Annotated in this window: 16 protein-coding genes; 6 read left to right on the plus strand and 10 right to left on the minus strand. The window is 51.8% G+C overall.

Features of this window, described 5'->3' with window-relative positions; translation table 11 throughout:
• Positions 1–168: 168 nt before the first annotated feature.
• Positions 169–579, minus strand: coding sequence for a nucleoside diphosphate kinase regulator (gene rnk / locus FDW96_RS19820; protein WP_005120853.1), 411 nt, complete (start codon positions 577–579; stop codon positions 169–171).
• 276 nt (positions 580–855) lie between these two features.
• Between rnk and FDW96_RS19825 the strand changes: the two genes are divergently transcribed.
• Together FDW96_RS19825 and FDW96_RS19830 are read left to right on the plus strand one after the other, a co-directional pair.
• Positions 856–1,686, plus strand: coding sequence for an alpha/beta fold hydrolase (locus tag FDW96_RS19825; RefSeq protein ID WP_038638697.1), 831 nt, complete (start codon positions 856–858; stop codon positions 1,684–1,686).
• A 96-nt stretch (positions 1,687–1,782) separates the two neighbouring features.
• Complete coding sequence (locus FDW96_RS19830; RefSeq protein WP_042309838.1) at positions 1,783–2,406, plus strand: flavin reductase family protein; 624 nt, start codon at positions 1,783–1,785, stop codon at positions 2,404–2,406.
• 41 nt (positions 2,407–2,447) lie between these two features.
• Here the strand turns inward: FDW96_RS19830 and rna are convergent, their stop codons facing one another.
• From rna to citC, 8 genes are all read right to left on the minus strand, one after another.
• Positions 2,448–3,254 (minus strand): ribonuclease I, encoded by an 807-nt coding sequence (rna, locus tag FDW96_RS19835; RefSeq protein WP_061381648.1) that lies wholly within the window; start codon positions 3,252–3,254, stop codon positions 2,448–2,450.
• 110 nt (positions 3,255–3,364) lie between these two features.
• Positions 3,365–4,828, minus strand: coding sequence for a citrate/succinate antiporter CitT (gene citT / locus FDW96_RS19840; RefSeq protein ID WP_038638704.1), 1,464 nt, complete (start codon positions 4,826–4,828; stop codon positions 3,365–3,367).
• Between the two features lie 25 nt (positions 4,829–4,853).
• The gene (gene citG / locus FDW96_RS19845) at positions 4,854–5,759 is read right to left on the minus strand and encodes a triphosphoribosyl-dephospho-CoA synthase CitG (protein WP_061381649.1); all 906 of its coding nucleotides are present in this window, start codon (positions 5,757–5,759) and stop codon (positions 4,854–4,856) included.
• A complete protein-coding gene (gene citX / locus FDW96_RS19850) occupies positions 5,728–6,282 on the minus strand; it encodes a citrate lyase holo-[acyl-carrier protein] synthase (RefSeq protein WP_061381650.1) in 555 nt (184 codons plus the stop codon). Before citX ends, citG begins: the two co-directional genes overlap by 32 nt.
• Positions 6,283–6,285: 3 nt before the next feature.
• Complete coding sequence (gene citF / locus FDW96_RS19855; RefSeq protein WP_042309829.1) at positions 6,286–7,818, minus strand: citrate lyase subunit alpha; 1,533 nt, start codon at positions 7,816–7,818, stop codon at positions 6,286–6,288.
• 9 nt (positions 7,819–7,827) lie between these two features.
• Positions 7,828–8,736, minus strand: a complete 909-nt coding sequence (locus FDW96_RS19860) for an aldolase/citrate lyase family protein (protein WP_042309827.1) — start codon at positions 8,734–8,736, stop codon at positions 7,828–7,830.
• Positions 8,733–9,029: a citrate lyase acyl carrier protein gene (citD, locus tag FDW96_RS19865; RefSeq protein WP_003831276.1), complete on the minus strand. Its 297-nt coding sequence runs from the start codon at positions 9,027–9,029 to the stop codon at positions 8,733–8,735. Before citD ends, FDW96_RS19860 begins: the two co-directional genes overlap by 4 nt.
• Positions 9,026–10,102 (minus strand): [citrate (pro-3S)-lyase] ligase, encoded by a 1,077-nt coding sequence (gene citC, locus FDW96_RS19870; protein WP_038638718.1) that lies wholly within the window; start codon positions 10,100–10,102, stop codon positions 9,026–9,028. The genes citD and citC overlap by 4 nt, the downstream gene beginning before the upstream one ends.
• Before the next feature lie 388 nt (positions 10,103–10,490).
• Here citC and dpiB point away from each other — a divergent pair, with 388 nt between their 5' ends.
• Both dpiB and dpiA read left to right on the plus strand, forming a co-directional pair.
• The gene (gene dpiB / locus FDW96_RS19875; protein ID WP_042309825.1) at positions 10,491–12,152 is read left to right on the plus strand and encodes a sensor histidine kinase DpiB; all 1,662 of its coding nucleotides are present in this window, start codon (positions 10,491–10,493) and stop codon (positions 12,150–12,152) included.
• Complete coding sequence (gene dpiA / locus FDW96_RS19880) at positions 12,121–12,801, plus strand: two-component response regulator DpiA (RefSeq protein ID WP_003831279.1); 681 nt, start codon at positions 12,121–12,123, stop codon at positions 12,799–12,801. Before dpiB ends, dpiA begins: the two co-directional genes overlap by 32 nt.
• Before the next feature lie 113 nt (positions 12,802–12,914).
• Here dpiA and dcuC read toward each other — a convergent pair whose 3' ends face one another.
• The gene (gene dcuC, locus FDW96_RS19885; RefSeq protein WP_137348942.1) at positions 12,915–14,300 is read right to left on the minus strand and encodes an anaerobic C4-dicarboxylate transporter DcuC; all 1,386 of its coding nucleotides are present in this window, start codon (positions 14,298–14,300) and stop codon (positions 12,915–12,917) included.
• 449 nt (positions 14,301–14,749) lie between these two features.
• Between dcuC and pagP the strand changes: the two genes are divergently transcribed.
• Positions 14,750–15,313 carry a lipid IV(A) palmitoyltransferase PagP gene (gene pagP, locus FDW96_RS19890; RefSeq protein WP_038638726.1) on the plus strand — a complete coding sequence of 188 codons (564 nt, stop codon included), beginning with the start codon at positions 14,750–14,752 and terminating at the stop codon, positions 15,311–15,313.
• 187 nt (positions 15,314–15,500) lie between these two features.
• Complete coding sequence (gene cspE / locus FDW96_RS19895; RefSeq protein WP_000034825.1) at positions 15,501–15,710, plus strand: transcription antiterminator/RNA stability regulator CspE; 210 nt, start codon at positions 15,501–15,503, stop codon at positions 15,708–15,710.
• The last annotated feature ends 31 nt before the right edge of the window (positions 15,711–15,741 follow it).

The raw sequence follows: 15,741 nt of genomic DNA on the forward strand, positions 1-15,741 counted from the left end.
ACATGAACACATAACAGCATAGTATTAAAAATGATTCTGTCAGTCACGGCACAGATTTATGTTTTGCGAACAGGAAATAACGCGAGGGTAGGGAGATGAGGAGTAACCGGAAAGAGGATGCAGATGCATCCCCTGCAAGATAAAGCGAATAGCTTTGATAAGACAGAGTTAGCGCAGGTAGTCGCCCGCAGCTTCTGGTTGGTACTCAAGTTCGATGACTTCGAGGTGTGTTGAGGTACCGCCCGGCAGTTCCCAGTGAATGGTGTCGCCAACGCGAAGACCCAGAAGTGCCGCGCCAACAGGCGCCATGACGGAAAGCTGCGTGCTGCTGTCAGTCATGTTGGCCGGATACACCAGGGTACGCACACGGACTTCGCCATCACTCAGATTGCGGAATTTCACGCGGCTGTTCATGGTCACGACATCGTGCGGCATGGTTTCTGGAGAACACATTTGCGCGCGATCCAGTTCAGCGTTCAGGGCGTCGGCAATCGGTAAACCAGCAAACGCAGGTTGCTCCAACAGGCGGTCAATGCGTTCCGCATCGAGGTCGTTAATGATGATAGTTGGTCTGGACATTTATTACTCCATGTCGTCGATACTGCGGGTGCGCAGGTAAATAATCCCAAAAGAAAACCCTCACCGTCAGGCGGCAAGGGTTTAGCTTTTATGATGATACTGAGACTTACCCTATGTTTGAAGTGATTTAGTTCACATTCAGGTAAATCATCAATATTGTCGCGTATGCTGTGATTTTAGCCGAAAAACGTGATCGTTCTCCAATTTGCATTATGCTTTTTAAGCGCTCGTTGCGGGTGCGTCAATACAACTCAGTGTTCCGCTACAGGAGATCTCATGAGCCAGTACGACAAACTTACCTTAAAAGACGGCAGCTATTTGCATTTTAAAGACTGGGGAAGTGGACAGCCCATCGTGTTCAGCCATGGTTGGCCGCTGACGGCAGATGCGTTTGAGGATCAGATGCTGTTTCTTGGGTCGAAAGGATTTCGTGTGATCGCCCATGACAGGCGCGGACATGGCCGCTCGGCCCAACCGTGGGATGGCCACAATATGGATCAGTATGCTGACGATCTGGCTGAACTTACCGCGCATCTCAATCTTAAAGATGCCGTGCACGTTGGGCACTCTACCGGCGGGGGGGAAGTGGCGCGTTACATTGGTCGCCATGGGACGCAGCGGGTGGCAAAAGCGGTGTTAATTGGCGCGGTGACGCCCATCATGATCAAGACCGACTTTAACCCGAATGGCGTGCCGAAAGAGGTGTTTGATGGCATCCGGGAAGGGGTAGTGAACGATCGCGCCGCCTTCTTCTATGAACTGACCGCGGCATTCTATGGTTATAACCGTCCGGGCGCGAAAGAGTCGAAAGCTGTCCGGGAAAGTTTTGTTGAACAGGGCTTACAAGGGTCTATCAAAGCGTTGTACGACTGCATTCATGCGTTTTCAGAAACAGACCTGCGTGGCGACCTCGAAAAAATGACCATCCCGACGCTGGTGATCCACGGCGATGACGATCAGATTGTCCCGTTTGAAACCTGCGGCAAGGTCGCGGCAGAAATATTGCCGGACGCGCAGTTGAAGGTGTATGCCGGTGGTTCTCACGGCATTTGCACCACCCATAAACAGCAGATCAATGGCGATCTGCTTAACTTTATTCAGTCGTAATCTTTAACGGATTGTTCTACGCTGATCCTCTTTTTCCAGGGAGATGAGCGAAGCATAATTCGTGCTTAGCTGACGTTAACGACACCAGAGAAGGCTATGTATTTCTATCAACCATCACAGGGGCACGGCTTACCGCACGACCCGCTAAATGCCATCATTGGACCGCGCCCCATTGGTTGGATTGCGTCGCGTGATAGCAACGGGCGACATAATCTGGCGCCGTACAGTTTCTTTAACTGCTTTAACTACCATCCGCCGATTATTGGTTTTGCCAGCAGCGGCTGGAAAGATAGCGTGCAGAATATTGTCGAAACCGGTGAGTTTGTCTGGAACCTGACCACCCTTGAACTGGCTGGCGCGATGAATGAAACGTCTGCCAGCTTGCCGCACGGCGAGGACGAGTTTTTTGCCGCTGGGCTGAGTAAAGCCGACAGCCGGATTGTCGGCGTGCCGCGCGTGGCGCAAAGCCCGGTTAATTTTGAGTGCCGCTTATCGCAAAGCCTACAACTGACTACCGCTGATGGCTCACCGGTTGATACCTGGCTGGTATTGGGGGAAGTGGTAGGCATTCACATAGACGAAACGCTCCTGGAAGACGGCATCTATCAGACGGCGAAAGCGAAACCGGTACTGCGTGCTGGTGGGCCAACGGCGTATTATTCGATCAGTGAAACACACCGCTTTGATTTAGTTCGCCCGGACGCCCGAGCAAAACGCTAACCATGCAGACCGACGCCAGGCTGCGGCGTCGGTCGCTATTTTCAATATCCTGCCTTGTCGATAATAAACTGTTTACCGCAGTTACCCGGATGCGGCTGCGGTAAGAATGACTGCGCAGATAGCGGTTGGTTGATGGTGTCGGCTTTCAGGGAGAGCTGGATCTCTGTGAGATAAGCCGGATTGCCGTGGCAGCTTAGCTTCACGGCTTTGACGCTCTCTTTACCCCAGCTTTTGGCGATGGCGGCGTCAAATGCGTTGCGGCTGACGGTTTTACCGTAGTTATCCGCGAGGAACTTGCCCGCTTCACTGTTCTTAACCTCATTATTCAGCCGCACCATCGTGCCAAAGTATACGTCGGGATCAAAACCAAAACAGGCGCCGTGTTTGGCATACTCGTAGCGTTCCAGGCAGGATGTTCCGCCAGCCCCGGGCATCACCGCGCTCAGTTTCGCCGCACTCTCGAGTGACAGGCCGGTTTCAGGTGCGGCGCATTTACGGCTGGCACGCGCTTCAGGCAGGTTAGGAATGGGACGCGTTGCGCAGCCAAAACGCATCCAGCGGCGGTTATCTACTCCGCGAGCGGCGATCGATTTTGGCAGGCTGGGCCACAGGCCGTGAACGGTCAGGAAATCAGCTTTGTCCGCGCTCTCTTTTTGCAGACGACATTCGTCAGGCTCCTGACGATTACGCTCGTGTTGGCTTTGACAGAAACCAGTTTGCCAGGAAAGGGCCAGCACGTAGCGGTCAAAATCAGCGTACTGTTTTGCCTGAAGTTCATCGGCCTGAGCCGCAGAAACCGGGAGCAGAAGTGCTGCCAGTAAAGAAGAATAACGCCACGTTGATGTCATGATGATTTCGGATACTTATATAAATTCTGAATATCATCTATTTAATCATAAAAAATGCCAGTCAGGTTTAGCTGACTGGCATCATTTTCATCAGGCGTGAGCAGGAATGATTAGCTCCACATTGCCAGAATCGGCCAACCGACCAGCAGAAGCATAGCGATGTAGATAACGCCGAAGATAGCTCCCAGACGCCAGTAGTCTTTGGACTTCACATAACCACAACCGTAGATGATAACGCCAGGGCCTGTTGCATACGGAGTCAGGCAGCCCATGATACCGATGGACAGCACCAGCAGGATACACAGATGTTCCATTGGAACGCCTGGGATACCTTTACCGACCGCCAGAATAACCGGCAGCATGGTGGCGGTGTGTGCGGAAAGGCTGGCAAACAGGTAGTGAGCAAAGTAGAACACCAGCACTAGCACGATCACGGTCGCGTTAGGCGAGAAACCTTCCAGGTGCGTGCTCATGGTGTTAGCGAACCAGTCGATGAAGCCTGAACGGGTCAAACCATTTGCCATAACAACCAGCGTGGCGAGGTTAACCAGGGTGTTCCATGCGCTGTTATAGCGGGTAATATCTTTCCACGGTACAACGTGCAGCGCCAGCATCAGGGAAACGGCCAGCAGACCCACCGCGGTGGCATCAATCAGTTTACCCCCGAAGACCCACAGACCCAGGCTGAGCAGAACCAGACCGATCAGGGTTAGTTCTTTACGCGTCAGTTTACCCATGGTTTTCAGTTCTTCACCGGCCCATGCGGCAACTTCAGCACTGTGAGTGACTTCTGGTTTGTACAGAACGTAGGACAGCCACGGCGCAACGATCAGCAAAATAATACCGACCGGCAGGAAGCTGAGGAACCATTGCAGCCAACTGATTTGAATGCCAGCAATTTTGTTGACGAATTCCAGACCCAGTACGTTCGGCGCCGCGCCGGTCACGAACATAGAGGAGCTCAGGCTGGTACTGATGACCATCATCCACATCAGATATCCGCCGATACGGCGCGCGGAAGGATCGTTCGGGAATGATTTAAACAGCGGCGGCAGGTTTTTGATAACCGGGAATACGGTACCACCGGTACGCGCGGTGTTGGACGGTGTAAACGGCGCCAGCAGGATGTCGATAATAACAATCGCATAGCCCAGCGTCAGGGTACGTTTACCCATGAATTTCACCATGAACAGCGCGATACGACGACCCAGGCCGGTAACTTCATAACCCAGTGCGAAAATAAACGCGCCAAACACCAGCCACACGGTGGTGCTGGAGAAGCCCGCCAGACCCCACTTCAGCGCTTGCTTACCCGCTTTGAATGCCGGGTCGGCCAGCTCGGAAGCGTCAAACAGCAGATAGTTACTGCCGATAACGCAGATCGTCACGGCGATAAAGCTGATTGCCGTTGCCGGAATTGGCTCCAGAATCATCCCGACAATCATGGCCACGAACACGGCAAAATAGTGCCATGCCTGTGGGGGCATGCCATCAGGGACGGGGATAAGAAACATGACGCCCATGACTACCAATGGGGCCAGTAACTTCCAAATTTTATCTTTTGCTAAAGACATGTGTGTGATTCTCCGGAAAGGATCTTTAATTGTGATAATGATGAACTTGTGAAATCTGAGCTAAGAACCATGTGACGATCAGCAGATCGGCGCAGCCTCCAGGACTGAGGTTGCGTTCAATGCACTGTTGGTCGAACTGGCGTAGGTATTCGAGATCGGCAGGGGTACGAATCCCGCCTTGTTGCAACAACGTGGAGGCCTGCTGCTGTAACCAGCGCAAACCTTCTGCGCCACCACGGGAAGCCACGTTGGTGTCGCCGTTGATAGACATCAGCAGCAGTAACGTATCGAGTAACGCCAGTTCAGGATCGCGGCCCTCAGCCAGCAGCGCACGGTAGTGCGGCAGAGCATGCTGAATGACGAGGGGATATCCTGCTTCGGCTTCACCGCGTGCGCCGGTTAATCCCAGTTGCTGATAAAGACGTTGGCCGGCCGTGAGTTGTTGGTTGTTCTGGCGCAGTTCGCGCTCGGTCAGGCCACGGCAAAATGTTGCTGCCGTAGAGCAAAGGGTTTCAGCGGTAACGCTCAGGCGGAGCTGGAGCAGGCGGCCAATGGCGGCGCACAGCAATCCTAGCGAGAAGATGCTGCCTTTATGGGTGTTCACTCCGGCAGTGGCGCGAAACATATCGGCTTCGCAGGCCATGCCCAGAGGACGCAGTCCTTGCAGGACATCTTCCGGCGACTGCTGTGCGCTAAATGCGCCGTATTCGATAAAACGCGGTAGCCATGTCTGAATCGCTTCAGCACTGCGATAAAAATCTTCCAGCGCCATATCTTTATGCGCGCCGTTATTAATACGATCCACCAGACCCGGTTTGGGCGACAGGTTGACTTCCGTCAGCATGGCGCGCCACGCCAGCGTGGCGTAAGCGTCAGGCAGATCCAGAGGAAGGACTGCGTTATGAGTTGATGTTGCGGGAATCGGCATCATGCAGCAGTGCCTCCATCTGAGTGAGTAAGTCGGAAAGCGCGTGAGTTTTACCCCGCGCGCATTCGGCAGCGCTTTGCCCGCACAGCAGACAGCGGCGGGCAGGGAGCGCGAAATGACGCCGGGACAGAATTTCCCCTTCAGGGTTCAGGACGTCGATGTCCCATAACCGTCCCAGCGGGTGTGAATGCTCAAGTTCGATAGTGGCGAGCTTGAGGTCCTGGGCCGGAGCCTCAATGGCCAGCAGGCCTTCCGGTCCGCTGGCAGAGACCAGCGCAGTTTGCTCCCTGACAATCCAGGCGTTTTTTTCCGCCAGCGCGAGCAGGGCGGTGACGCCGTGATTAAAGATGCGACGGGTTAATTCGCTGTCTTTAATCGGACCTGGCGCGACCACGGTAAACGAGACCAGTGGCGCGTGATGACGCGTGAGCCAGGCATGCTGCCTTGCTTGTCTCTCATCGCGGCTGGCGAGCAGCTCGGGGATGGAAACCGCGTGGCAGGTGGCGTGTTCAGGGAGCAGGTGCATGGTTTATTCCTTCACCTGATGCACAACGTCAATTACCGAACCATCGCGGTAGCGCACAACGGCAATTACACGATCGGTAAATTCGATGGCGCGCGGTTGACCGGTTAGCTGCTGGGCACGTTCGCGCAGCCATTCAATCGACACCACTTTCATGCCAGCTTCTTGCAGGCGTTCCGCCAGTTCAGGGCGAGCAGGGTTGACGGCGATACCGTGGTCGGTAACCAGAATGTCAACGCTGGAACCTGGGGTTACGCAGGTCAGCACGTTATCTACCAATGTCGGGATGCGTCCACGAACCAGCGGTGCGACGATGATAGAAAGCGCTGCGGCCACAGCCGTATCGCAGTGACCACCGGAAGCGCCACGCAGTACGCCGTCGGAGCCGGTCAGTACGTTAACGTTGAAGCTGGTGTCTACTTCTAATGCGCTCAGTACCACAACGTCCAGACGGTCAACGGATGCGCCTTTCGAGCCCCAGTTAGCGTACTGGTTAGCGCTGATCTCAATGTGATTTGGATTGCGGGCCAGAGATTTCGCGGCGGCACTGTCGAAGCTTTGTACATCCAGCAGTTTGCGGATTAAGCCTTTTTCATGCAGATCAACGATGGTGGCGGTGATGCCGCCCAGCGCGAAATCGGCATGGATGTCGCGGCTACGCATTTTGTCTTCCAGGAAACGGGTAACGGCCAGAGACGCGCCGCCGGTTCCTGTCTGCAATGAGAAGCCTTCATTGAAGTAACCGGAGTTAGCAATGACGTCTGCCGCACTGCGGGCGATCAACAATTCACGCGGATTGGTGGTCATACGGGTCGCGTCCGCACCAATTTTGTCCGCATCGCCGACCTGGTCGATCTGCACGATCAGATCCACTTGATCCTGGGTAATGCTGGCCGGGTTATGCGGATAGGTCAGCAGCTGTTCTGTCAGCAGGACAACTTGTCTGGCGTTTTCGGCATCGACGCGGGCATAGCCCAGTGAACCGCAGCACGCTTTACCGGTATAACCGTTAGCGTTACCAAACTGGTCGCAGGACGGTACGCCGAGGAATGCGACATCAATGTTGAGCTCGCCACTTTGCACCAGGTGTACACGACCGCCGTGGGAGTGGATTTGCACTGGCTCAGCCAGCAGACCACGAGAAATCTCTTCTGCCAGCGGGCCACGCAGCCCGGAGGTATAAATTCGGCTGACCACGCCCTGACGGATGTGCTCAACCAGCGGCGCGTGGCAGTCGCTCAGTGAGCTTGAGGCCAGCGTCAGATTTTTAAAGCCCATGCTGGCGATGGCGTCCATCACCAGGTTAATCGTCAGATCGCCACCGCGAAATGCGTGGTGGAAAGAGATGGTCATACCATCCTGTAAACCTGAACGACGAATAGCGTCTTCCAGATTAGCGCACAGCTTTTTGTCGCGCGGTTTTTGCGCCTGCAATTCTGCTTTTGCGGTGCTCTGATAAGCGGAAAGCTCGCTTTCTGCATGACGGCTCCAGGTCGCCACGCGATCCTGGCGTTGAGACTGTTCGATTTTCTGCGTCATTTTTTTGCCTTATTCTTCGCGAATGCCGGAAAGTTCTGCCCGGGAGATAACCAGAAGGGCGCGCTCGATAACCGGGCTGTCGACCATCTTGCCGTTCAGGGAAACCACGCCACGACCTTCGCGGGCGGCAGCTTCAGCGGCTTCCACCACCAGACGGGCGTGAGCCAGCTCTTTGCTCGTCGGGGCATAGAGGTTATGCAGAAGTTCAATCTGGCGAGGGTTGATCAGCGACTTGCCGTCAAAACCCAGCTGCTTGATGTGTGAGGCTTCGTGCAGGAAACCTGCTTCGTTGTTGGCATCGGAATAGACGGTATCGAACGCCTGAATACCGGCAGAGCGCGCAGCCTGCAAAATAGAGCAACGGGCAAACAGCAGTTCAGTGCCTTCCGGGGAACGTTCAGTACGCAGGTTACGCACATAATCTTCTGCACCCAGTGCAATGCCGATCAGGCGTTCTGAAGCGTGGGCGATTTCTACCGCGCGGGTAATGCCTAACGGCGACTCGATGGCGGCTAACAGGCCGGTGCTGCCGGGCTCACGTCCGCAGGCGTTTTCGATGCGCAGGATTTCGTTTTCAATGTCGATGACATCCTGTGCGGTATCGGTTTTCGGTAAACGCACGATGTCAGCGCCGCCGCGCACAACAGCTTCGAGGTCGTTGATGCCCCATTCGGAGTCGAGGGCGTTCACGCGCACGATGGTTTCAACGTCGTGATACAGCGGATGTTGTAGCGCGTGGTACACCATGCGGCGAGCGGTATCTTTTTCACGCAGCGCGACGGAGTCTTCCAGGTCGAACATCAGCGCATCAGCCGGGTAGATAAACGAGTTGCTGACCATAGCGGCATTGGCGCCCGGTACGAACAACATGCTACGGCGGGTACGGGTTTTACGTTGTTGTAAAGATTCGGCAATCACTGGCAATCCTCCCATGGCAGTGCCGGAATACCGCCAGCGCGGGCCAGTAGTGCTTCCAGTCGCGCACGTAAAATGCAGTCCAGTGCGCCTTTATCATCAACATTTAATTGCACGCCGCGTACGTTGTAGCGGGACAGTACGTCCAGAATGGTGGCCCGAATGGCATCACCGAACTGCTTTTCGACGCTACTGTTAACCTGCAGGTCAATATCCTGCGAATCGAGTGGGGCGATGCGAATCATCACATCACCGGACTCGAGTGTGCCTGCGACGGCTGCCTGGTTTATTTTCATTTTTCACCTGTTGCTAATGCGGGGGTATTTTGGCGGACTGCCGCACCCGATGAGGCTCGTTCAACCATGCTTTGCAGATAGCGCAGCGTGGCGTCAGGAACCAGGGATGCGATAGCCGTGAGATCTTTTTTAACCAGCAGCTTGCGCACCCAGGAGGCGGAAATCGGCATCTCCTGGAAGCACAGCCGCTCAATTTCCACCAGTTCAATCGGTGGGGCGGGAAGCGTTGGGGTCTCCAGCCAGTAACGCATATCGTTGTTGTACTGGGAGGTGACGGTGCAATACGGCTCGGTACCCACGAAACGGTGCGTAACGCCGAGAGCCGGGGCCAGGTACTGGCGGAAGATTTTCAGGTCTATTTCGGTGTAGCAGTGGTTAATAACGCTCTGCTCTTTGATGAAGTAGCACGGGAACGTGGCGCGGGAAATGATGTATTCCGAACCGCGATGCACGGTTAAACGCGGAATGTCTTTTGTCCCTTTGAGTACCAAATCCAGTCGGTCTTCATACGGAAAACGCGAGGTATCTTCTTTCACCAAAAACAGATGCAGCCAGTCACATTGCGCGGCCGCCTGTTGGATCAGAAAACGATGACCGTTGGTGAAGGGGTTGGCGTTCATGACGATACAGCCAATTTTTTTCCCTTCATGACGCTGCTTTGCCAGCGATTCGGCGTAGCGTTTCAGCCGTGTGGTGCTGTTTTCCATCAATACCATAATGCCGGGCACGCTGGTGAGCGTGGAAAAGCCACACTGTTTAAACAGCGATTCGTACTCGGTTTTGGTATAGATGAAGAGGTGCGTACAGTGGCGCTCATAGGCGAGGTTGATGAGTTCTGTCGCCAGCGTCAGCGCCAGGCCTTCACCGCGCACGGACTCACAAATCGCGACGCACTTAATGATATTTCCGGCGATACCGCCACAGGCAATCAGGCGATCGTCACGGGTGACGGTGATAAATACTTCGACGGTGGTATCAACGCTCAGATCGTTCTCTTTCAGAAATTGCGCGATAGCCGCCATCTTTTTATTTTCTGAGCGTTTAACTTGCGTGAATATATTATTACCGAACATAGTAAATAGAGCCCCGATGCTATATTTGTTACTGGGTTTCTGTTTTTGTTGCTCTGATTAGCAACCTGATAACGTTTCGTTTGCAATTGAAGGGAATGGTTTTTTATTACGGAGTATTTCTTTTTTTCCCTGCTGCATACATCGTAAGGAGTATTTTGGAGGTAATTTTTGATTTATTTCACAATAAGTTAGAAGGTTTTAATGTGTTTTATGGTTTTAAGTTTTTTAATTAATTTAACTCGGAAATAGCGCGCGGTTTTAATTTGTTTAATTGATTTAAGGTGGGGAATCTGCAACGATCCTGTTTTATACCGTGACTTTTAAATAAAACATTTTTATTACAACTACAATAGAAAATAAGTTTCGGTAACGTCGGTGAGGAAAAATTATGGCAGAGCAGAAAAATAAAACACGGTTTCCTTTTTTTCGCAGTCTGGCGTTTCCGTTACGCATCTTTCTGCTCATTCTGGTCGTTTCTGTTCTTATTATCGCAGCGTTAGCACAATACTTTACCGCCAGTTTTGAAGATTATCTGACGACACACGTCCGTGATATGGCAATGAACCAGGCCAAAATCATCGCCTCTAATGACAGCATCATCGCGGCGGTGAAGCATCGTGATTACAAGCGTCTGGCGACTATTGCCGACAAACTACAGAGTGGGACTGATTTCGACTATGTCGTTATTGGAGATACGCACTCCATTCGTCTTTATCATCCGAACCCGGAAAAAATTGGTTACCCGATGCAGTTCACCAAGCCTGGCGCGCTGGAAAAAGGTGAGAGCTACTTTATTACCGGTAAAGGATCTATTGGGATGGCAATGCGCGCCAAAACTCCTATCTTTGATGACGATGGCAAAATCATTGGCGTGGTCTCAATTGGCTATCTGATCAGTAAAATTGACAGCTGGCGATCGGATTTTTTACTGCCAATGGCTGGGGTATTTATCCTGTTGTTGTTAGTACTTATGCTGCTCTCCTGGTTTTTTGCTGCCCATATTCGTCGGCAGATGTTAGGGATGGAACCTAAACAAATCGCGCGGGTGGTGCGTCAGCAGGAAGCACTGTTCAGCTCAGTGTATGAAGGGTTGATTGCCGTTGATCCTGACGGATATATCACCGCGATTAACCGCAGTGCGAGGAAAATGCTGGGGCTGTCATCGCCGGGTCGAAAGTGGCTGGGCAAACCGGTAAATGAAGTCGTTCAGCCAGCGGATTTTTTCACCCAGCAGATTGCGGAACAACGCCAGGATGCGATGGTTAATTTTAATGGGTTGAGCGTTATCGCCAACCGTGAGGCGATTCGCTCCGGTGATGAACTGCTCGGCGCCATTATCAGTTTTCGTAGTAAAGATGAAATTGCTACCCTTAATGCACAATTAACGCAAATCAAACAGTATGTTGAGAGCCTGAGAACGCTGCGTCATGAGCACCTGAACTGGATGTCGACCATTAATGGCCTGCTGCAAATGAAAGAGTATGACCGGGTGCTGGCTATGGTTCAGGGAGAGTCACAGGCACAGCAGCAACTGATTGACAGCCTGCGCGGCGCCTTTGCCGATCGTCAGGTGGCGGGTCTGTTATTTGGCAAGGTACAACGTGCACGGGAACTGGGTCTTACGATGACCATTGTTCCTGGCAGCCAACTGCACCAACTACCTGAAGGGCTGGATAGCACAGAGTTTGCAGCAATTGTTGGCAATCTGCTTGATAATGCATTTGAAGCGAGTTTACGCACCCAGCAAGGCAACAAAGTCGTCGAACTCTATTTGAGCGACGAAGGGGATGATGTGGTCATCGAAGTTGCCGATCAGGGATGCGGTGTGCCGGAAGCATTGCGTGAAAAAATATTTGAACAGGGTGTAAGCACCCGTACCGATGAACCAGGCGAACATGGCATCGGTTTGTATCTGATTGCAAGTTATGTGAGGCGCTGTAACGGGGTGATTACGCTCGAAGATAACTCCCCTTGCGGCACCTTATTTTCTTTATTTCTTCCGAAAGTGAAAAAAAATAATGACGGAACCATTAACGCTACTGATCGTTGAGGATGAAACGCTACTGGCGGAAATGCATGCTGAATATATCCGCCATATACCCGGCTTCAGCCAGATATGGCTGGCGGGTAATCTTGCGCAGGCAAGAATGATGATTGAGCGTTTTAAGCCCGGTTTGATTCTTCTTGATAACTACTTACCGGACGGTAAGGGTATTACTTTGTTGCATGAGTTGACCCAGGCGCGCTATCCGGGCGGTGTGGTCTTTACCACGGCGGCCAGCGATATGGAAACGGTCTCCGAGGCCGTGCGCAGCGGCGCGTTTGATTATCTGGTCAAACCTATCGCTTACGAGCGATTGGGGCAGACGCTTACGCGGTATCAACAGCGCAGACGCATGCTGGCAGGCAATGACAGCGCCAGTCAAAAGCAGATTGATGAAATGTTTAACGCCTACGCGCGCGGCGAGCCGAAAGGCGATTTGCCGACCGGGATTGATGCGTTAACGCTGAATGCGGTGCTGAAGCTATTTGCCGATCCGACGGTACATCATACTGCGGAAACGATCGCCCAGGCGCTCACCATCAGTCGTACGACCTCCAGACGCTATCTGGAGTACTGTGCCAGCCGCCATTTGATTATCGCGGAGATTATTCACGGGAAGGTAGGCAGGCCGCAGCGTATTTATCACGGCGGCTAAATGCTGATTTCTTAAGTAGGCCGGATAAGATGCTTTAGCATCGCCATCCGGCAACGGGGTTGAAATGCCGGATACGGCGTAAATGCCTTATCCGGCCTACATTTCGCTGAAAGTCAGCCGCCAACAACGGCTGAAGAAGAGCCTGGTACCATCACTTCGGTGGCGATAATCACCACCAGCAGTCCGACCAGTACCGGAACCGAGGTACGTTTCACCACTTCGAACGGAGAAATCTTCGCCATCCCTGCGACAGCCACAACCACGCCGGAGACCGGGGAAATTGTGCGCCCAAGGTTAGAAGCCTGAAGCATCGGGATAACAAGATAAGCCGGGTTAATGCCGGAAGAATGTGCCAGCTTAGGGATCATCTCAACGAAAGCATAGAACGGGGCGTTACCGGAGCCTGTAGTCATTGCCGCCAGCATCGTCAGGATCACCAGCACCATCATCAGAATAATGCTTGCTGAGCCAAACGAGGTGGCGATAGAGATCAGACTCTGAATAAAGCCGATGGTGCTCAACCCCTGGGCAAAAACACCCGCTGCAACAAGCAGCATAACTACGTTAGCAAAGGCATCCGCCATGCCACGGTAAGCGACTTCCAGACCTGAAAACACCTTTTGAGTGTTGAATCCACGAACAAATTCCAGAACGGCGGCGATGAGCATGCACAGTACCAGAATCGTAATGATGTGCAGCTGTGGACCCCATTTACCATCAAAAATCAGGACGCCTACGATCGGTGTAAACGGCAGGATGGCGTAAAAAGACGGCGCGGTAGTGGTGATTTCTGCCACGTCTAACATTTCGTGAGAAATGTTCTCTTTTTTATCCAGATAGCGCTGCCAGAAAAAGTGTGCGATCGCCATAGCAATGATGGCGGCAATGGAAATTGGCAGCGTGGTTTTAAACGCGAAATCAATCAACGGCATTTCTGCGGCTTTTGCCGCCAGCACTACATCACCGGATGTCGGTGAAAGAATGATTGCAGCGGGGGAGGCACATATGGCCGCCGCGGCGCCACGGCTGATCCCAACGTTTACCATGATCGGGAACAGCGTTGCCATCAGCAATACGCCCAGGCCGGTAGCTGACGAGACTGCCAGCGACATCAGACAGGCGACAAAATAGGCGGCAATCATCAACAGATAAGGTGAGTTGATATATTGCAGCGGTTTGGAGGCCAGCTTAACGACCATATCGTTCGCGCCAATATGCGTCATGTAGGCGGCAAAACCACACAGCATCATAATCATCATGCCGAGATCGCCACCGCGGCTCATCAGCAAAATTTTAATGTATTCAACAATGTCTGTAGCAGTATAGCCCGTCGTTGCTGCGCTGGAAGGCAGAACTTTATGTCCCATCACCGCACTGATAATCAGCAAAACCAGACCACCAACAAACAGTACGCCGGTGGCGGAATAACCTTTGATGATGTAGCGCGCCACACCCACAATAACCACAACCCCAATAAGGAGTTCAATAAATGTCAACATTGTTTCCCCTGTCGCATTGCTGCCCAGAAAGTAAAAAAACTAAAAAAAGTAAAAAGTGGTGACAGAATGTGCCTAATAAACCGATAACTATTGCTGATTGAAATCAATAAAAATACGGATTCAACCGATGGCCAGACTGTTTTTTCAACATCGTGGTTTAAAAAAGAATCTCCCCGGCAAAAACTGTGAAACGCATTGCTGTTGTGTGTATTTTGATATTAAAATGTTAAATTGTTGTTTCTTTATTTGCTTGTCACGTTTGAAAAGAACAATTTTATAGCAATTAAGAGAAACTTATTCCTGTAATAAAGCCCAGTAAATAGAGGGGAATCATCTTATAAGCATTATCCAAAGAATATTCTGATTTTTTACTTGCGCATTTTTGTTAAGTTAACATTAAGGTTGAGTTTGCTACAATTGCTAATAACTCCCAGGATGGTAATTAAGTTGTGATTGTCGCTAAACGATATTTTCTCATTTTTTCATTTCTTTTTATTCAGTTAGCTTTCATTCCCCAGGGGGCTGCTGAAGATAAAGGCTGGTTTGCCACATTTAAAGATAATGTCAGTGAAACCTGGCAGCAGCCGGAACATTATGATCTGTATGTACCGGCTATTACCTGGCATGCCCGTTTTGCTTACGATAAAGAAAAAACGGATCGCTACAACGAGCGACCTTGGGGGGCAGGATTTGGCCAATCCCGCTGGGATGATAAAGGAAACTGGCACGGGCTTTATATTATGGCCTTTAAGGATTCCTACAATAAATGGGAACCGATTGGCGGCTACGGCTGGGAGAAAACATGGCGTCCGCTGCCTGATGAAAACTTCCATACCGGCCTTGGCTTTACTGCTGGCTTTACCGCGCGCGATAACTGGAACTACATACCCGTGCCGGTGCTGTTACCGCTGGCGTCAATTGGTTATGGTCCGGCAACGTTCCAGATGACCTACATTCCAGGAACCTATAACAATGGTAACGTCTACTTTGCGTGGTTACGCTTCCAGTTTTGATAGGCTACCTGTAGTGTCAGTCAGGTATTAAAAGTCATTAAAAAACAGATAGATGGAAACTCTCACTGAAAAATAACGCGACATTTATCACTTTTTGATAAAGTTCGACTGGACAAAGCGCACCACAATTGTTGTACTGATACCCGACACAGCATTTGTGTCTATTTTTCATGTAAAGGTAATTTTGATGTCTAAGATTAAAGGTAACGTTAAGTGGTTTAATGAGTCCAAAGGATTCGGTTTCATTACTCCGGAAGATGGCAGCAAAGACGTGTTCGTACACTTCTCTGCAATCCAGACCAATGGTTTTAAAACTCTGGCTGAAGGTCAGCGCGTAGAGTTCGAAATCACTAACGGTGCCAAAGGCCCTTCTGCTGCAAACGTAATCGCTCTGTAAGCATACGACAGCAAGCATTCAAAACCCGCTT

This window comes from Citrobacter sp. TBCS-15 (assembly GCF_005280815.1).
GTDB lineage: Bacteria > Pseudomonadota > Gammaproteobacteria > Enterobacterales > Enterobacteriaceae > Citrobacter > Citrobacter werkmanii.